This is a genomic window from Pseudomonas sp. Teo4, from assembly GCF_034387475.1.
Classification (GTDB): Bacteria; Pseudomonadota; Gammaproteobacteria; order Pseudomonadales; family Pseudomonadaceae; genus Aquipseudomonas.
In genome coordinates, this window is the sequence record NZ_JAXCIL010000001.1 from 2673057 (window position 1) to 2691884 (window position 18828).

An 18828-nucleotide genomic window follows, 5' to 3' on the forward strand; every position below is an offset into this window, starting at 1 on the left:
CCGCAAAGGCCCTACCCGCCACCGCAACAAGAGGTCCAATCAATGCCCGAATACAATGCCCCACTGCGCGACATGCGCTTTCTGCTCAACGAGGTATTTGACGCGCCCGCACTGTGGCAACGGCTACCCGCCTTGGCCGAACGCATCGACGCCGATATCGCCGACGCGGTTCTTGAAGAAGCGGCAAAGATCAGCCGTGAACTGGTTGCCCCACTCAACCGCAGTGGCGATGAGCAAGGTGTGCAGTGGAACAACGGCGAAGTCACTACCCCCAACGGCTTTCGCGATGCCTACGGCATCTATGGCGAGGGTGGTTGGGTCGGGTTGGCGGGCAATCCGCAGTATGGCGGCATGGGCATGCCGAAAATGCTCTCTGTGCAGTTCGAAGAAATGATGTACGGCGCGAATGCCAGCTTCGCCCTTTACTCCACGCTATCTGCAGGTGCCTGCCTGGCAATCGACGCGCATGCCAGCGAAGCACTGAAGGCAACCTATCTACCGGCCATGTACGAAGGACGCTGGGCCGGGTCGATGTGCCTCACCGAAGCTCACGCCGGCAGCGACCTCGGGCTGATTCGAACCCGGGCCGAACCGAACGCAGACGGCAGCTACGCCATCACCGGCACCAAGATCTTCATTACCGGTGGGGAGCAGGACCTTACCGAAAACATCATCCACCTGGTGTTGGCCAAACTGCCCGACGCTCCGGCCGGCTCCCGCGGCATCTCGCTATTTCTGGTGCCCAAGGTGCTGGTCAATGCGGACCAATCACTGGGTGAGCGCAACCAGGTCCATTGCGGCTCCATCGAACACAAAATGGGCATCAAGGCCTCGGCCACCTGTGTGATGAACTTCGACGGTGCGGTCGGCTGGCTGGTGGGCGAACCCAACAAAGGCCTTGCGGCAATGTTCACCATGATGAACTACGAACGGCTGTCCATAGGCGTTCAAGGCATAGGCTGCGCCGAGAACTCCTACCAGAATGCAGTGAGTTATGCCCGTGAGCGGCTGCAAAGTCGCGCACCTGGCGGGCCGCAACAACATGACCAGGCCGCCGACCCGATCATCGTCCACCCTGACGTGCGGCGCATGCTGCTGACCATGAAGGCGCTGACTGAAGGGGGGCGTGCATTCGCCACCTATCTTGGTCAACACCTGGACATTGCCAAATATTCCGAAGTGGCGACGGAGCGCGCCCGCTCGGAAGGATTGGTCGCTTTGCTCACCCCGATCGCAAAAGCGTTTTTTACCGACACCGGTTTGGAAAGCTGCGTACACGGCCAGCAAGTCTTCGGCGGGCATGGGTATATCCGCGAGTGGGGCCAGGAACAGCTTGTTCGGGATGTACGCATTGCGCAGATTTACGAGGGTACCAACGGCATCCAGGCCCTGGACTTGCTGGGGCGCAAAGTGCTGGCCAATGAAGGTGCGCTATTCAGGATATTCGCCGAGGAAGTACGCGCCTTCTTGAACACTGTCCCCGTTGACGAGTTCAGTGCCCCACTGGAACAAGCGCTGGATCAACTGGAGATGTTGACTGAAGAACTACGCGAGCGCACGAGCGTGGACCCGCTGGTAACCGGTGCCGTAGCAACCGATTACCTGCATCTGTTCGGTTACACCGCCTATGCCTACATGTGGGCTCGAATGGCGCACTGTGCCATTGCCCATAGCGATGAATTCCATCGCGGCAAATTGGCCACCGCCCAATTTTTCTATGCGCGCTTGCTACCGAGAAACCACTCTTTGATGAGTGCTGTGCGAGCGGGAAGCACGAGCCTCTACACGCTGGAGGCAGAACAGTTCTGAGTCTTTCCTGAGTAACAGAGCGTGGTGCATGCCCCTGTGAACCACGCTCTTTTTCCTCCAGCCCGCAGCCAATGGCGATGGTGAGCTGGCCTCAGATTCATGCAACTAGAGTTTCGTGCCATACAAGAAGCAGGCGTCCTCATCTCCGCGCGATGCATACCCTTCCAGCAGATTGTCAAAATCCAGCTCCCTGAAGCTTCCAGCCAGAAAATCCAACAGTTTCCTGACGGCCGGCATCAGCCCTCGTCGTGAAGGGAAAACGGCATGGACGACGCCCCCTTTTGGGTTCCACCCATCCAGTACCGAAACAAGACCACCGCTGTGCAGGTCCTTGAAAACCACAAGCCTCGGAAGTTGCACTAACCCCCCGCCTTCAAGTGCTACTCGACGTAGAGTGATTACATCGTCCGTCACCAGGCGTGGAGTATGCTCGACCGTCGCTTGCACACCCTCTGGCCCTTCCATGCTCCACAGATAATGACGGGTACAAGCCCCCATGTGCAGACTGGGAAACTTTTGCAGATCGGCCAACGTCTGGACCGGGCCTAAACGCTCAAAAAGCCGTGGACTCGCGACCAGGTGTTGTGGGCTTTGGGACAGCACCTTCATGGTCAGGCCGCTATCTTCGAACGGAGGAAACCCAACCCGCAAGGCAACATCAATGCCTTCCCTCAACGGGTCGACTACACGGTTGGTACTATCAATATGCACTTCAACTTCCGGATAGCGCTGCATGAATCGCGCAACCATTCCCGCCACGAGAAAGTTAAGAAGTGCTGTAGGACACGATATTCGGACAATACCTCGCGGCACGACGGTGTTTTGTTCAATGACCAATTGTGCCGTTTCTGCTGCTTCCAGCATTGCCTGACACTGCTGGTAATACTCCATACCGAGATCAGTCACGGCAAACTGCCGCGTCGATCTGTTGATCAGGCGAACGCCCAGGCGCTCCTCCAATTTTGAAAGATGCCTGCTCAACTTTGATTTCGGGATACCCAGCGCTGCACTGGCTGCACCAATGCCCTGATGTTCAACGATTTGGGCATAAAGGTGAAGTTCGTTCAAGTCGTACATCGAATACTGTTCCAAAAATGAAATTATCATTTCCGGGCGACGGTCTACCGTCAGCGGGAGCCCCGGATTAAGGTAAGTGCTCTCAAGACGCGGCAGCCCTGCTGCTCGATGGTGCGAGGTGAAATGTGAAAACAGCCGTAGAGGTCGCACAACAGTTTTTTGAAAGATACGGTGCACATGACCTGAATGGCATGATCGCATGCTTTTCTACCGAGGGGCAGATCGAATACCTCCCCATGCAGCTGTCGGGGCCTGCAAGCGCGGCGGGGGTTGGTGTGTGGTCCACTTTGATCGATGCTTTTCCTGACCTGAGTAACGAGATAACCAGCACTTACTTCGATGCGCACGCCAGCGCAGCGGTCATTGAAGTCACCATCAGCGGCACCCAGGCAAAGGATGCATTCGGAATTGCCAATCGGGGCCAGCACTTCAAGCTACCCCATGTCTTTATCGTGAAGACGTATGACAGCGGGCTCATTTATTCGATGAAGGCCTATTGGGACAACCAACAACTGATCGAGTCCCTCACTCGCAGCAGCACCGCCTGTAACGATAAGGCATAGCCCCACCGGATAAGGACATCCCTACCGAGTTGGCCCCGTCAGGGGCTGCAAGATTACCTGCAACCTGAAAAATAGGTGTCACATGAAAAAGAAAGTATTAGTGGTACTGACAAGTGTACCCAAATACCCAAACCTGGACCGTGCTACAGGTCTTTGGCTGGGCGAAGCCGTGCACTTCGTGAAGAAAATGGAAGCCGCAGGGTATCAAGTTGACTATGTCAGCCCGAAAGGCGGTTATACCCCGATTGATCCGCACAGTTTGGCAATGGCGGATGCAACCGATTGGCAATGGTATCAGGACGCTGCATTCATGGCGCGACTTGGCGCTACTTCCAAGCCTGAACAAATCAATCCGGATGACTACTCGGTTATTTATTATGCCGGCGGTCACGGAGTGGTCTGGGACTTCCCCGACAACGAGGCATTGCAGGGTATCAGTCGGCGCATCTATGAGAATGGCGGTATCGTTTCGTCGGTCTGCCATGGCGCGGTGGGTTTGCTGAACATCAAGCTTTCCGACGGTTCGTTGCTTATCAAAGGCAAGGAAGTCACTGGCTTCTCCAATGAAGAGGAACGCCTGGCGGAGCTGGACAAGTATGTCCCTTACCTGACCGAAGATGAGATGGTAAAGCGCGGAGCCATTTACAAAAAAGCCGCCGAACCCTGGCACGCCTTTGCTGTGACTGATCAACGGGTCGTCACCGGACAGAACCCTGCATCCGGTGGCCCCGTCGCCGAACAGGTTCTTCAGGTGCTGGCCAACTAGCTGGCGCCTGCCTGGCTGCTCATTTCACCTCCACGCAAGGTCGTGAGCAGCCATATCCACTTCAGGCTGGCAGTGTATGTGCCCATAAAACCTGAACATCATGACCTGTTCATCTGCACGCCAGGAGAAACGGCAATGAGCTGTCCTATCGATATTTCCCGTAGAAAAATGCTCTTGGCATCCGGTATTGGGCTTGCGGCACTCTCGACGTCATCCCTGGCCAGAACGCTCGGTGGTTCGCCGAATGCTAGCCTCAGCAGCGGAGGGCTCTATTTGCCAAACTCTCCCGCTGAAGGCGTGCTTACTTCTGATGCAGTCAGGCAGCGGGCATATGCGATGCCGCTGATTTCGCCAGCTTACGCGCAACCTCCCAGCTGGTTCCTGGATCGCCCTTCGCTGACCATCAGCTACCGGACCGACATCGAGGCGGCGCGCGCGATGGTGCCGGAACCGCTGGTGGTAAAAGACCCGATCGTCAGCTTGTCGTTTCTTTGGATGGTTGCGCCTGGAATCGGCGATTACTACGAATTCGCCCAGAGCATTTCCTGCTTTCTGGGTGATGAAGCCGTCAGTTACAGGCCACTGATGGTGGCCGAGAACATGACGGCAATCATGCTCGGGCGCGAGGTTTGGGGGCTACCGAAAAAGTTCGGCCACCCACATATTGGCGCCAACAATGAATCGTACGTCGGGACACTTGAATATGATGGCTCATTGGTTGCCCGGGCGAGCATGGCCTATAAATTCAAAGCAGTCGACTTGGCAGAAGCCACAAAGTCGATGCAGGTACCTGGCGTGGTGCTGAAGATCATTCCAGACGTGGATGGCAAGACGCCTCGTATCGCCGAACTGGTGAGATTCGAATATTCCACCGTTGAACTTAAAGAGGCTTGGACGGGTGCCGCCAGCCTTGAACTGTTCGATCATGAGGCAGTTCCCGTTTCCGCCTTGCCGGTACGAGAGATTGTTTCCGTACGGCATACATTGGGGAACTTCGAGCTGGCACCAGGCAAGGTGGTTCACGACTACCTGAACCCGAACAAACCCTGAGAAAAACTGCACTGTTGAAGCGGAGTAGACCTCTGCTTTGTTTCAGTCTGCAAATGGAGCGTCCACCGTGCAAGCCACACTGTACACCCTCGCCAAATTCAAGGTGAAAGACGACTCACTACCAGAGGTCATCGGCATATTGACAGCGCTCACACGTGAAACCAGAAGAGAACCAGGCTGTATAGAGTACGGTTATTTCCAGGACTTGGAAGACTCTTCGCAATTCACCTCTTTTGAAGCATGGGAAAGCGAAGAAGCGGAAGCCAGACACTGGGCGTCCGCACACCTGAAATCCGCCCTCTCAAACATTGAAAACTTGCTCGTGGAAAGCCCGATAGTTAACAAGTACCGCAAAACATGCTGAACGGCCCTTCAGGAGTGCTGCACTCCCCCTGCCCCCGAGAACAAGGCAAACAGCTGACTGCGAAAATTGATCCCAAGCCGCTCGAATGCCCGATTGCGGTAGGTCTTCACCGTACTTTCCTTGATGTTCAGGTCGGCGGCGATGCCGGCATGGGTCATCCCCCGCAGCAACCGACAGCAGATGTTCAATTCCTGGGTGGTGAGGTCTGGGCATCGTTGCAGCAACTGCTGGTAGTGATCATCGGTGCGGTTCAAACCGATCAGCGCCAGGTGACCACGCAATAGCTGCAGCAACGCAGGGCTCAGCGCCTCGCACATCTGCAATTCACGTTCGCTGAAAAAGCCCTGGTCGCGGTGCCGATAGAGGTTGAACAGCACCGGGCGTTGCTGCTCATCGAGGTACAGGCTCGATAACCGTTCGATCATGTCGTTGCGCTGGTAGATCGCCTCGCGGTACGGCATGAAGCGGATGTCCTGGGCCAGCAAGTGGCCAACCTGCCCTGGGGCGGCGCGCAAGGGTTCGAACAACGGGTCGTGTTGGTAGTAGCGCTCGATATAGGCCTGACCGCAGCGCAGCACCAGGCTGGCGTCCGGGTGGCGAGTGCCGGCCGCCAGCAGCTGTGGCCGCTCGCCGGCCATGCGCAACACAGAAAAGTGCTGACAATCCGCCCACTGCCCCAGGCAATCGAGCAAGGCGCCAGGAAAACCAGGCGTACCCAGGGTACAGGCCAGCTCGCTGAAGTGGCGGATGTCAGGCGGCAAGGCCGTGGTCTGCGGTGTACTGAGACGGATCATGGCGGTCATCGGCTGATTATTGTTGTTATGGGCTCGGGCGGCGTTTGCAGCACGCCCACATAGTTAACTTGTTAACAACCAGTCTGACTTCAATCCCTCGTCTTGTCCACCTCACGGAGGACAGCCCCAGCGCACGGCCGTCCGTAAGCTGGAGCCCACAACAACAAAGACCGGAAATGCCCATGGACCTCCACCCTCTGAACCTGCGCGTGACCCACTACGCCGCGCAAGCCAAGGACGTCGTGCTGATTGAACTGCGAGCAGTCGATGGTCGGTCGCTGCCACCATTCAGCGCTGGGGCGCACCTGGAAATCCTCGTTCCGGGCAACCTGCCCCGCCACTACTCGCTGCTCAATGCACCCGATGAGCGTGAGCGCTACGTGATCGCCGTGGGCCTGGCACCCGAGAGCCGCGGTGGCTCACGTTACCTGCATCAGCAGCTGCGCCTGGGCGACACCCTCGCCTGCAGCCTGCCACGCAACCATTTCCCGCTGAACGAGCAGCTGGAGCGGTACTGCCTGGTGGCTGGCGGCATCGGCATTACTCCGATCCTGGCGATGCTGCGCTGGTGCCAGGCCAACGGCAAGGACTGGCGCCTGGTGTACAGCGCCCGCAATCGCCAGCGCGCCGCGTTCTACGAGACCCTGTGCGAGCTGGACCCTGTGCGGGTGCGGATGCACTTCGACGACGAGGCTGGCGGGCATCTGGATACCGCTCAACTGCTCGACTCCCTGCGCGACGGCGAGCACCTGTATGCCTGTGGGCCGGCGCCGATGCTCGATGCCCTGCAAGGCGCCGCCGGGCCGCGTGCCGAGCGCCTGCATATCGAGCGCTTCGGCGCCGCCCCCGTCAGCACCGCCAGCGACACAGGCTTCACCGTGCACCTGCAACGCAGCGACCGCAGCCTCTGGGTGGCCCCTGACCAAAGCATCCTCGAAGCCCTCGAGGCCCACGATATCCAGCTGCCGTTCTCGTGCCGCTCCGGCATCTGCGGCAGTTGCGAAACCACCGTCTGCGCCGGGGTTCCAGACCACCGCGACTTGATCCTTTCGGATGCCGAGAAGGCCGACGGACGCAGCCTGATGATCTGCGTCTCGCGTGCCCTTGGCGACAGCCTGGTGCTGGACCTCTGAACCGCCACAACTTTTCATGAAGGAGCCTTCCGATGTCACTGCCAACCAGCCATCTCATCGCCCATGCCCGCAAGGCCAGCGAACCCATGGCCAACCGCGAGACACCGTTCATCTACAACGAGTGGTATGTCGCCGCCTTTGACGAAGAAGTGGGCCGCCACTTGCTGGCCCGCCGCCTGCTCGACCGTCGAGTGGTGATGTACCGCACCGAAGCGGGCGAACCGATAGCACTGGAGGATCGCTGCGCACACCGCTCGTTCCCGCTCTCGCGCAGCCACCTGGAAGGCGACACCATCGTCTGTGGCTACCATGGCTTTCGCTACGACCAGTCCGGCGACCTGACCGAGGTTCCCTCGCAGAAAAACTGCCCGCGAGGCATTGGCGTACGCCGTTATCCCCTGGTTCGCCAAGGGCCGCTGCTGTGGATCTGGCTGGGTGAGGAAGCCCTCGCCGATGCGACGCGGATTCCACATCAACCGTGGATCGAAGACCCGGCCTGGGCCTGCACCTCCGGCTATTTCCATCACCCAGGCAACTACGTCAGCCTGCATGAAAACCTCATGGACCTGACGCACCTGAGCTTTCTGCACGCCAACACCATCGGCACCCCGGACTATGCCAGCGCGCCGTACAAGCTCGACCTCAAGGAAGGCCACTACACCCTGATTCGCGAAGTGGTCCCCACGACGCTGTCTCCCGTATGGGGCAAGACCACCGGGCTCGACGGCTGCGCCAGCGCGGCACGCATCGCTACTTCGGAGTTTCTCTCGCCGGGCTTGCACCGGGTCAGCGTGACGTTCTACGACAGCGCGCAGCCGATCGAACAGCGCCAGCAGTTCCACATTCGCACCGCGCATATTCTGACGCCGGAAACCGCCAACAGCCTGCACTACTTCATCGTCCACGGCCGCGACTTCGCGCAACAGGACGAAGCCCTCGGCGAGTTCATGCATGAGCAGTTGTTCGCCGCCTTCAACGAGGATGTCGAGGGCCTTGGGGCGCTGGAGGATGCGCTCGACGACCGCGACGAACACCACTACGAAATTTCCGTGGCCAGTGACGCACCGGCTGTTGCCACGCGCATCTACCTGAAAAAACGCGCCGACGCAGAACGCCAGCAATACGAGCGCCAGGTCGGCTGACACCGCTGGCCCAACCGCCGTCCATAACAACAACAAAAGGGACATCACATGTTCAAGCCTGAACCGGGTATCACCTGCCTGCGCCTGGCGCTGGCGGCAGGGCTGGCCTTGCCCCTGCTGGCCCGCGCCGACTTCGTCGACGACAGCCAGGGCAGCCTGGAGTTGCGCAACTTCTACCAGAACCGGGATTTTCGCCAGACCGGCGCCGCCAAATCGCAAGTCGGCAACTGGTCGCAGGCCTTCATGCTGCGGATGCAGTCGGGCTTCACCGAAGGCCCCGTCGGTTTCGGCCTCGACTACCTGGGCCTGCTGGGGGTCAAGCTCGACTCCGGGCGCGGCCGCAGCGGGGACGGCACCCTGCCCTTCGGTGCGCAGTCGGGCAGGCCGGTGGACGACTTCAGCCACATGGGTGTCACCGGCAAAGTGCGGGTGTCGAAGACCCGCCTGGATGTCGGCATCCTGACCCCAACCCTGCCCGTGGTCTTTCGCGATGACATGCGGCTGATGCCGCAGACGTTCGACGGGGCGCTGGTCGAATCGCGGGAAATCGACCGACTGACCCTGACCGCCGGGCAACTCTGGCGCTCACGCACCCGCGAGTCCTCAGGCAGCGATCGCATGTACCTGGCCGGGCGCAGCGCCGACTTCGACAGCGGCGCCTTCGATGTGCTGGGCGCGAGCTACGACGTTGGCCATGGCCTGGTCGCCAGCGTCTTTCGCGGCGAACTGCACGACGTCTACCGGCAAGACTTCTACGGCCTGGTGCACACGCTGCCACTGGCGACGGGCATGTCGCTGCTCACCGACATGCGCTACTTCGACAGCAACAGCGCCGGCACCGCCAAAGCCGGGAGCGTCGACAACCGCAACTTCAACATGATGAGCACCCTGACCCTGGGCGCGCACAAGGTGGGGGTGGGCTACCAGCGCATGTACGGCAACGATGCCTTCCCCACCCTGAACGGCTACACCCCGCCCTACACCGTCAACCTGGTCACGATCGGCACCTTCACCAGCGCCGAAGAGGTCTCCTGGCAGGCCCGTTACGACTACAACTTCGCGGCACTGGGCCTCCCCGGCCTGAGCTTCATGACGCGCTACGTGCGTGGCGATGACATTCGCACCAGCACGGGTAGCGGCCATGAATGGGAGCGTGACACCGACCTCACCTATGTCATTCAGAGCGGTGCTTTACAGGGCCTGGCCGTGCGTTGGCGAAACGCCGCCTACCGCTCCAGCTACGCCAGCGACATGGACGAGAACCGCCTGATCCTCAGCTACACCCTGAAACTCTGGTGATCCCCTTCACGCCTGCCCTTCGAGGTATACCCATGAGCCAGACCTACGAATCCCTGCAACTCGCGCAGAACCACGCCAGCACCCATCGCCAGATCGCCTGGCGGATGATGCCACTGCTGCTGATCAGCTACGTCTTCGCCCACCTGGACCGCATCAACATCGGCTTCGCCAAACTGCAGATGAGTGCCGACCTGCAGTTCTCCGACACCGTTTATGGCCTGGGCGCCGGCCTGTTCTTCGTCGCCTATGCGATGTTCGGCGTGCCCGCCAACCTGATTCTCGACAAGCTCGGACCACGCCGCTGGATCGCCCTGATGATGGTGACCTGGGGGCTGTTGTCCAGCGGCATGCTGCTGATCGAAAGCGCCCACGGTTTCTACGCCCTGCGCTTTGGCCTGGGCGTGGCCGAAGCCGGCTTCTTCCCAGGCATTCTGGTCTACCTCTACCGCTGGTTCCCGGCCGGGCGCAGGGCGTCTATCACTGCGCTGTTCACCATTGCCGTGCCCATGGCCGGCGTGGTCGGTGGGCCGGTGTCGGGGTGGATTCTGGAACACATGCAAGGCACCGCCGGGCTGCGCGGCTGGCAGTGGATGTTCCTCATCGAAGGCCTGCCAGTGGTGGCGCTGGGCTTGGTGATACTGGCGCGGCTGGATGACCGGATCGAGGATGCTCGCTGGCTCAGCGACGAGCAGAAGCAGGCGCTGCGCGAAGCGCTGGCCGGCGAAGAGGCGCGCAAGCAGATCAATTCCTGGCGCGGCATCTTCGGCAATGGCCAGGTCTGGTTGCTGGTGGCGATCTATTTCGCCGTCATGCTGGCGGTCAATACCCTGGCGTTCTGGATGCCTGCGCTGATCCATGGTTCGGGCATTGCCCACGACAGCCAGGTCGGCTTGCTCAGTGCCCTGCCCTACCTGGCAGGCTGCTTCTTCATGATTGCCGTGGGCCGCTCCTCTGACCACCACAAGGAGCGCCGCTGGCACCTGAGCGTGCCGATCCTGATGTGCGCACTGGGCTTGACGCTGACGGGCCTGCAACCGCAGTCTCCAACGCTGGTCATGACCGGGCTGGCCATTGCTGGCATGGGCGCCAGCAGCGCGTTGCCGATGTTCTGGCAGCTGCCGCCGGCCTACCTGGCCGGCCCGATCCTGGCTCCAGGAATTGCCCTGGTCAGCTCGCTGGGCAGCGTCGCGGCCTTCGTCGCACCCTACTTGATCGGCTGGATGCGTGATAACACCAACAGCGCAAGCCTTGCCCTCTACCTGTTGTCGCTGGCGATCGCGCTGGGCGCACTGCTGGTGCTGCGTACCCCGGCGGCAGTGGTCAATCCCCGCTGACGAAGTCGATCCTGAGCGACTGAAGCTACAGGCCGCGCACCCGGTCACAGTGCGCGGCAACACAATCAACAGCGCACAGGACTGTCTGAACTACCGCGCGCTGTCCTCGATGATCAGGTCGGCGGCCCGCTCGGCCACCGCCATAACAGCCCCCTGAATGTTGCCCGAGACCATCGACGGCATGACCGAGGCATCCACCACCCTGAGCCCCTGCAAGCCATGCACCTTGAGCCGCGAATCGACCACAGCGGCTGGATCTTCGCCCATCCTGCAAGTGCCGATAGGGTGATAGATGGTCTGCCCGGTGCGGCGTGCGAACTCCAACCATTGCTCGTCGCTCTGCGCGCCCTGCCCGGGGCTGGTTTCCGCTTCGACATAGCGCGCCATCGCCGGCTGCATCACGATCCGACGGGCGATCTTCATGCCCTCGACGATGCACTGCTGGTCCTCTGGCTCGGCCAGCATGTTGGGGCGGATAGCCGGCATCGCATGGCGGTCGCTGCTTTCTATATGCACCGAACCCATCGACTTGGGCCGCAGCTGGCTGACGCCAATGGTCATGCCAGGATGGCGGTCGAGCACCCGGTTCGCCGCATTGGCGTAACTGGCGTGCACGAAGAAGTACTGCACGTCCGGTGTCGGCAGCTGCGGGTCGGTCTTGACGAAGCCGTGGACCAGGCCGGTGCCCAACGTCAGGATGCCCGTACGCCGGGTGTAGTACTCGGTCACCGCCAACCCCAGGCGCCAACCACGGGCAAGCTGGTTGAGCGTCACCACATCCTTCATGCGCCAGTTCATGCGGGTGGCGAAATGGTCGATGTAGTTCTCCCCGACCCCACGTAACTCATGCCGCACCGGCACCCCGGCAGCCCTCAGCACCGCGGCATTGCCGATGCCGGACAACTCCAGCAGCTGCGGTGACTGAATGGCACCCGCACACAGGATGACTTCGACGTTGGCCTTGACCGTGACTTCGCGAGGGCCTTGCTGATAAGTCACGCCAACACACCGCTTGCCCTGCATGTCGATACGCAGCACGTGCGCGTGGGTGACGACGCTAAGGTTCGCCCGGGCACGGGCGGGCTTGAGATAGCCATCCACTACGCTCCAGCGCCGCCCGTCCTTCTGCGCCACCTGGTAATAGCCAAAGCCAGCTTGGTCCTGCCCGTTGTAATCGTCGTTGTAAGGCTGGCCGTCCTGCGCGGCAGCCTCGAGAAAAGCACTGGACAACGCAAAGCGCTCGCTGACCTTGTGGATATGCATGGGGCCTTCATGCCCACGGCTGGCATCCCCCTGCGCATAGTTCTCGAAGCGGGTGAAGTACGGCTTTAGGGTTTCGAAGTTCCAGCCTTTGACGCCTGTCGCGGCCCAGGCATCGTAATCGCCGGGCTGGCCGCGCACGTAGATCATGCCGTTGATCAGCGTTGAGCCGCCCAAGCCGCGCCCGCGCGGCACAGCGATCTCACGGTCGTAGGTACCGGCCTCCGGCTTGGTCTTGAAGTTCCAGTTGAAGCGTTTGTCGACCATCAGCTTGCTGAACCCTGCCGGGATCGGGATCCAGCGCCCATTGGGTTCACCGCCGGCTTCCAGTACCAGCACGCTGTGCTTGCCCGAAGCGCTCAAGCGGTTGGCGAGAATGCAACCGGCCGTGCCACCGCCAACGATGACATAGTCATGGTTTTGCATGGGCTGCCTCCCCGACTTCGTTTGCCGCGCTCATGGCCGCAGCCATCAGCTCGACCTGGCACTGCAGCATGGGGCGGCCCTGGTGCACGCGGCAACCGCGTTCGGCAGCCGCTTTCAGCAAGGGGGTGTGCTCAGGCTGCATGATGATTTCCGCCACGATCTGCTCGCGGCTCAGGCGCGCCACATCACAGGGGTAGTCATCACCCTCACGCAACCCCATGGACGTGGCATTGACCACCAGCGCGTGGCCGGAGGGGTCGGGCGAGCCTACTTCGAATGTGACAGCAGGGAACAGGCCGGCAAGCCGGCTGACCAGATGCTCGGCCTTGTCCCGAGTGCGGTTGGCGATGGTGAGCCTGGCAACGCCGGCCTCGGCCAGGGCAAACGCGATGGCCTGCGCCGCCCCGCCAGCGCCCGCCAGGTACACCGTCATGCCAGCGGGTTCGATGGCGGCCCGACGCAAGCCGGCGACAAAGCCCACGCCATCGAGCATGTCGCCGTGCAGCCTGCCATCGGCCTGACGGCGCACTACGTTGACCGCGCCGACCTGCTGCGCAGCCGCAGACAAGCTGTCACACAGGTGCACGATGGCGCCCTTGTGCGGCACCGTCACGACAAAGCCATCCAGATTGCGCATGGCGCGCAGGCCCTGCACGGCATCGGCCAGCTGGTCAGGGCTGACATGCAGCGGCACCATCACCCGGTCATCACCGCGTGCGGCCATGAGGGCGTTGATTTCTTCCGGGGTCTTAACATGCTGGATCGGCTCGGCGACGATGGCGAACAGCCGCGTGTGCCCACTGATCGCATGGGGTTGTGCTGGTTTGTTCATGGGTTTTACGCCTGGGTGTAGGTGGTCTTGATCGCGGTGTAGAACTCGCGTGCGTACGGGCCTTGTTCGCGGGCGCCGTAGCTTGAGCCCTTGCGCCCGCCAAAGGGGGCGTTGTAGTCGACCCCGGCCGTGGGCACGTTGACCATGACCATGCCGGCCGTGGAGCGGGCCTTGAAATCGCTTGCGTGCTTGAGCGAAGTGGTGCAGATGCCGGATGACAGACCGAACTCGGTGTCGTTGGCCAGCTGCAGCGCATGCTCGTAATCCGTGGCACGCAGCACGCTGGCGACCGGGCCGAACACCTCCTCGCGATTGATACGCATGTGGATGTCGGTATCGACGATCAGCGCCGGGGTCAGGTAATGCCCCGGTGTGGCGCGTTCGACGCGCTCGCCCCCGGCCAGCAGCCGCCCGCCTTCGCGTTGGGCAATGTCGATGTAGTCGCAGTCCTGCTGCAGCTGGCTGGCGGACACCACCGGGCCGATGTCGGTACCCGCCTTGAGCGCGTGATCGACCTTCAGCGCGGCCAGCCGCTCGACCACCGCCGCGACAAAGCGGTCGTGCATGGCGTCCTCCACGATAAGCCGGCTGGATGCCGTGCAGCGTTGGCCGGTAGAGAAGAACGCCCCCTGCACCGCCACCTCGACAGCCTGTTCGAGGTTGGCATCATTGAGCACCACCAGCGGGTTCTTGCCGCCCATTTCCAACTGCACCTTGGCGCCGCGGCTCATGCAGGCGATACCCACCGCACGTCCGGTTTGCGTTGAACCGGTAAACGAAACGGCACGGACCTTGGGGTGGCGGGCGAACACTTCACCCACCTGCGAGCCCGGCCCCATCACCAGGTTGAACACCCCAGCCGGCAACTGCCCGGCGCGGACGATGATCTCGGCCAAGGCCCAGGCACTGCCGGGCACCAGGTCGGCCGGCTTGAACACCACCGCATTACCGTAGGCCAGCGCCGGTGCGATTTTCCAGGCGGGAATGGCGATGGGGAAGTTCCACGGGGTGATGATGCCGACCACACCCTCGGGCTCGCGCCGCACCTCTGCCTCCACACCAGGGCGGATGCTGGCCAGGCGCTCACCCGACAGGCGCAGTGCCTCACCTGCGAAAAACTTGAACACCCGCCCGGCCCGCGTGGCCTCGCCAACACCTTCGGCCAGGGTCTTGCCCTCCTCACGCGCCAGCAGGTAGCCCAGCTCACCCTTGCGAGCGAGAATTTCAGTACCGATCCGGTCCAGCGCATCGGCACGCTGCTCCGCCGTCATCCGCGCCCAGCCGGCCTGGGCGTCGTGGGCCGCGTCCACGGCCTGCTCGGCCTGTTGCGCACTGGCCCTGGCGTACTCACCCACAACGTCGTTCGTATCCGAAGGGTTGATATTGCGGTTGATGCTGCTTCCTTGGACCCATTCGCCAGCGATGTAATTGTTGTTCATGGCTTTTTCCGAAAACAGAGTGTCGAGACTGATACGGCGGCGGCTCACGCTGTCACGTGTTCCGCGTCCGTCCGTGCAGACACCATAATCGGGCAAGGCCAAGCGAAGGTATGACCTCCAGGCAAAGCAGGCTTGCCTGGAAATCAACGCGAGGTTTCACAGACCCCAGGGGTGCTTGGCGATGTGCTGTTCGATGGCGCGAATGAACGCCTTGATGCGCGGGCTGAGGTTCTTGCGGTTGGGGTACACCAGGTAGATGGGCTGGGCGATGCCGGGGCGGTAGTCCTCCAGCACCGGCACCAGCCTGCCAGCCTTGAGGTCGTCGCCGATGTGAAAGTCCGCCAGGCGCACGATACCGCCGCCGTTCAGGGCAATGGAGCGCAGCAGGTCGCCCTGGGTGAAGGTCGAACGGGGTTGCACCGGCACAGTGGTGGTCTCCCCCAGGTGCTCGTAGCCCCAGGTGTTCCAGGGGCTGTCGAAGGCGAAATGGTAGCAGTCGTGCCCGAGCAGGTCCGACGGCTGTTGTGGATACCCGCGCTGCGCCAGGTATTCAGGTGCCGCGCAGGTGATCCAGTGGGCTTCACCGATACGCCGTGCCACGCGCGACGAATCGGGCAGCACACCGCTGTGGATGGCGATGTCCAGGCCCTGGTCGAACTGGTCGACGTACTGCGCGCCCACTTCGATCTGCACCGACAAACCGGGGTTGGCCGCCAGAAACTGCGGCAGCCAGGGGATGATCTGGTGCTTGGCGAAGGTGGCCATGGTGTGGATCCGCAACGTGCCGCTAAGCCGCGCCGGGAAGGCCTCGGCCAGCGAATCGGCCTCGGCCATCGCGTCCATCACGGCACGCGCACTGCGCAGGTAGACCTTGCCCTCCTCGGTCAGGGTCAGGTTGCGGGTGCCGCGCTGGAACAGCCGCACCGCCAGACGGTCCTCAAGCCGGGTGACCAGCTTGCTTACGGCCGAGGGCGTAAGGTCGTTGGCGCGGGCGGCCGCCGAGAAGCTGCCGTGTTCCGTGGCCCAGAGAAAGGCCAGCATCTGCGCATAGTTTTCTTTGTTCACAGTCAGTCATCCAGGCGCTTGCTCGGCGCGAGCCTGGCGCTGCTTTGCCGGGCAACCAAGGCGATGTCCAGTTCGGTGACGCGTGCCACCTCGGCGCCCTCGATCTGCGCGATCAGGGTGTCGGCGCTGATACGGCCGATCTCGAAAATCGGGATACTCACCGAGGTCAGGCTGGGCGAGGCGATGGCGCTGAAGCTGATGTCGTCGAAGCCGGTGATGGAGATGTCCGCCGGCACCTCGATGCCACAGCGCTTGGCCTGCTCACTGGCGCCCAGCGCCAGCAGGTCGGTGGTGCAGATCAGCGCTGTCGGCCGGGGCGACATCTGCAACAGCTGCTCGAAGCCCGCCCGGCCACCGTCGATGCTGAACGGCTGCTCGATGACGCGGCTTTCCGGTACGTCCAGGCCGTGTTCGGCAAAGCGCTGACGCACGCCCTGGATACGATAGCGGGCACGCTCGTTGTACTGGCGATGACCGGTGAGGATGGCGACATCCCGATGGCCCAGGGCAAGCAGGTGATCGGCCACCAGTTCGCCCCCTCTGACGTTGCAGAACCCAACCGCGCAGTGCTCGTGGCAGTCGTCCACCGACCACATCAGCACGTACGGCCGTTGCGAGACTTGCAGCAGCTCGAAAACGGCCGGGTCATGGTCGGTTCCAACCAGGAAGATGCCCTCCACGCCGCGCTCGATGAGGTTGCGCACGCTGGATATTTCACGTTCGCGATCGTATTCGTGGGAAGCGATGATCAGTTGGTAGCCGAAGGCGTTCAGGCGCTGCTGCAGTGCCTGGATCGAATCGGCGTAGATGGGGTTGTTGAGCGTGGGGAAGATCGCCGCGACGCTGAAGGTGCGGCGCAGGGCCAAGGCCCTGGCGGCGCCGTCCATCACGTATTGCAACTGGCGTACAGCGTCATCGACTTTGGCCAACGTGGCCGGTTTCACCTGGTCGGGGTTGGACAGTGCACGGGACGCACTGCCCAGCGAAACGCCGGCCAGGCGAGCAACATCGCGCAACGTCGGTTTGTGGTTTTTTGTCATAGGTGTTGAGGCTCCTGCTTGACAGCAGTATATCACCGTGCTTAAAAATGAACCGGTTCATATTTTGAACCCGGTCATGCCTAAACCAACAAGAAAGCGACCGTCAGGCCCAATACACCCACCGAGGTGTTTTTTTTGAACGCAAACTTGAACCGGTTCATTTTTGCCTGACGCCGCACGACATACCAGGAGGCAACACAATGAAAACAATGCCTTGGACCCTCAGTAGCCTCGCTGCGCTGACCCTCTGCGCCTCGCTGACTGCCCATGCCGATGTAACAATCGGCGCGCTCTACCCACTCAGTGGAGCCCTTGCCCTGCTCGGAGACGAGAGTTACCGCGGTGTAGAACTGGCGGTGGCCGAGCGCAACGCCGCCGGTGGCCTCAAGGGTGAGCCGGTCAAGCTGGTCAAGGCCGATGCAGTGGACGCGGCCCAGGCAGTCAGCGCCGCGCGCCGACTGACCTCCAGCGACAACGTCTCGGCAGTGTTTGGCAGCTATTCTTCCGCCCTTTCCTTCGCCGCCACCCAGGTCACCGAACTGGCCGGCATCCCCTACTTCGAACTGGGCGCCGTCGCCGACAACATCACCGACCGCGGCCTGCAGAACGTGTACCGCAGCAACCCCACCGCCAGGAACTTCGCCGAGGGCACCATCACTGCGATCACCCAGCTGGTGGCCCCCCAGCTGAAGGTGGACGCGAAAAGCCTGAAGATCGCGATCATCCACGAGGACGCCCTGTACGGCACCACCATCGCCAACTTCCAGAAGGAACTCGCCGCCAGCCAGGGCCTCAATGTGGTCGAGGTACTGCCCTACTCGGCCAAGGCGGTCGACCTGTCATCGCTGATCCTGCGCCTCAAAGGCGCTGGCGCCGATGTGGTGCTGCAAACCTCCTACCAGAACGACACCACCCTGTTCTTCCGGCAAATCCGCGAGGCCGGCTTTGCGCCCAAGGCCATCATCGGCGCCGGCGGCGGCTATTCGATGCAGGACACCATGAAAGTGGTGGGCGCGCAGAACATCGAGGGCGTGCTGGACGTGGACTTCCCACAGTTCCAGACCAACGAGGCCGGCGCCCCCGGCATCGCCGCCTTCGCCGACGCCTACCGTGCCCGATACGGCAGCGAGCCACGCTCCGGGCACAGCCTGATCAACTACGTGGGGGCCAAGGTGTTCCTCGACGCCATGGCCAATGCCAAGTCGTACGATGCCGACGACATCCGCAAGGCGGTGCAGGCCATCGACATCCCGGTCGGCCAGACCGCTGCGAACATCGGTGCCAAGTTCGGCGAGAACGGGCAGAACCAGCGGGCGCAGACCACCATCATGCAGTGGCAGCAAGGCGTGCTGAAGACCGTCTACCCGCAAGAAGCCGCCGTGGCCCAGGCCAGCCTGGCCAGCCAGCCCTGACCCTACCGCCAACACCCAGGCAG

The 18828-nt window shown here is 61.8% G+C and carries 17 protein-coding genes; 10 read left to right on the top strand and 7 right to left on the bottom strand.

The window, feature by feature from the left end:
• Positions 1-42: 42 nt before the first annotated feature.
• Positions 43-1809: an acyl-CoA dehydrogenase C-terminal domain-containing protein gene (locus PspTeo4_RS11990; RefSeq protein ID WP_322363974.1), complete on the top strand. Its 1767-nt coding sequence runs from the start codon at positions 43-45 to the stop codon at positions 1807-1809.
• A gap of 105 nt (positions 1810-1914) precedes the next feature.
• Here PspTeo4_RS11990 and PspTeo4_RS11995 read toward each other — a convergent pair whose 3' ends face one another.
• A complete protein-coding gene (locus PspTeo4_RS11995) occupies positions 1915-2886 on the bottom strand; it encodes a LysR substrate-binding domain-containing protein (RefSeq protein WP_322363975.1) in 972 nt (323 codons plus the stop codon).
• A gap of 125 nt (positions 2887-3011) precedes the next feature.
• Here PspTeo4_RS11995 and PspTeo4_RS12000 point away from each other — a divergent pair, with 125 nt between their 5' ends.
• From PspTeo4_RS12000 to PspTeo4_RS12015, 4 genes are all read left to right on the top strand, one after another.
• The gene (locus tag PspTeo4_RS12000; RefSeq protein WP_322363976.1) at positions 3012-3449 is read left to right on the top strand and encodes a nuclear transport factor 2 family protein; all 438 of its coding nucleotides are present in this window, start codon (positions 3012-3014) and stop codon (positions 3447-3449) included.
• Between the two features lie 82 nt (positions 3450-3531).
• Positions 3532-4215, top strand: coding sequence for a type 1 glutamine amidotransferase domain-containing protein (locus tag PspTeo4_RS12005; protein WP_322363977.1), 684 nt, complete (start codon positions 3532-3534; stop codon positions 4213-4215).
• Positions 4216-4257: 42 nt separating this feature from the next.
• Positions 4258-5265 carry an acetoacetate decarboxylase gene (locus PspTeo4_RS12010; protein ID WP_322363978.1) on the top strand — a complete coding sequence of 336 codons (1008 nt, stop codon included), beginning with the start codon at positions 4258-4260 and terminating at the stop codon, positions 5263-5265.
• 67 nt (positions 5266-5332) lie between these two features.
• Entirely contained in the window at positions 5333-5629 is a 297-nt protein-coding gene (locus PspTeo4_RS12015) for a putative quinol monooxygenase (protein ID WP_322363979.1), read from the top strand.
• Positions 5630-5637: 8 nt separating this feature from the next.
• On the opposite strand, the gene PspTeo4_RS12020 is transcribed toward PspTeo4_RS12015, so the two are convergent.
• Complete coding sequence (locus tag PspTeo4_RS12020; protein WP_322363980.1) at positions 5638-6423, bottom strand: helix-turn-helix transcriptional regulator; 786 nt, start codon at positions 6421-6423, stop codon at positions 5638-5640.
• 182 nt (positions 6424-6605) lie between these two features.
• On the opposite strand from PspTeo4_RS12020, the gene PspTeo4_RS12025 reads away from it, so the two are divergent.
• Genes PspTeo4_RS12025 through PspTeo4_RS12040 form a run of 4 tightly spaced genes read left to right on the top strand, consistent with a single transcriptional unit; the run spans position 6606 to position 11331 of the window.
• On the top strand, positions 6606-7556 hold the full coding sequence (locus tag PspTeo4_RS12025; RefSeq protein ID WP_322363981.1) for a PDR/VanB family oxidoreductase: 951 nt from the start codon (positions 6606-6608) through the stop codon (positions 7554-7556).
• A gap of 32 nt (positions 7557-7588) precedes the next feature.
• A complete protein-coding gene (locus PspTeo4_RS12030) occupies positions 7589-8698 on the top strand; it encodes an aromatic ring-hydroxylating dioxygenase subunit alpha (protein ID WP_322363982.1) in 1110 nt (369 codons plus the stop codon).
• 48 nt (positions 8699-8746) lie between these two features.
• Entirely contained in the window at positions 8747-9997 is a 1251-nt protein-coding gene (locus PspTeo4_RS12035; protein ID WP_322363983.1) for an OprD family porin, read from the top strand.
• 32 nt (positions 9998-10029) lie between these two features.
• Positions 10030-11331 carry an MFS transporter gene (locus tag PspTeo4_RS12040; RefSeq protein WP_322363984.1) on the top strand — a complete coding sequence of 434 codons (1302 nt, stop codon included), beginning with the start codon at positions 10030-10032 and terminating at the stop codon, positions 11329-11331.
• Positions 11332-11421: 90 nt separating this feature from the next.
• Here the strand turns inward: PspTeo4_RS12040 and PspTeo4_RS12045 are convergent, their stop codons facing one another.
• The 5 genes from PspTeo4_RS12045 to PspTeo4_RS12065 form a co-directional block, all read right to left on the bottom strand.
• Positions 11422-13017: a GMC family oxidoreductase gene (locus PspTeo4_RS12045; protein WP_322363985.1), complete on the bottom strand. Its 1596-nt coding sequence runs from the start codon at positions 13015-13017 to the stop codon at positions 11422-11424.
• Positions 13004-13849, bottom strand: a complete 846-nt coding sequence (locus PspTeo4_RS12050; protein ID WP_322363986.1) for a shikimate dehydrogenase — start codon at positions 13847-13849, stop codon at positions 13004-13006. The genes PspTeo4_RS12045 and PspTeo4_RS12050 overlap by 14 nt, the downstream gene beginning before the upstream one ends.
• A 5-nt stretch (positions 13850-13854) precedes the next feature.
• Complete coding sequence (locus PspTeo4_RS12055) at positions 13855-15288, bottom strand: aldehyde dehydrogenase family protein (protein ID WP_322363987.1); 1434 nt, start codon at positions 15286-15288, stop codon at positions 13855-13857.
• Positions 15289-15444: 156 nt separating this feature from the next.
• Positions 15445-16329, bottom strand: coding sequence for a LysR family transcriptional regulator (locus PspTeo4_RS12060; protein ID WP_322364852.1), 885 nt, complete (start codon positions 16327-16329; stop codon positions 15445-15447).
• 26 nt (positions 16330-16355) lie between these two features.
• Positions 16356-17393: a substrate-binding domain-containing protein gene (locus PspTeo4_RS12065; protein ID WP_322363988.1), complete on the bottom strand. Its 1038-nt coding sequence runs from the start codon at positions 17391-17393 to the stop codon at positions 16356-16358.
• A 200-nt stretch (positions 17394-17593) separates the two neighbouring features.
• Here PspTeo4_RS12065 and PspTeo4_RS12070 point away from each other — a divergent pair, with 200 nt between their 5' ends.
• On the top strand, positions 17594-18805 hold the full coding sequence (locus PspTeo4_RS12070) for an ABC transporter substrate-binding protein (RefSeq protein ID WP_322363989.1): 1212 nt from the start codon (positions 17594-17596) through the stop codon (positions 18803-18805).
• Positions 18806-18828 lie beyond the last annotated feature (23 nt).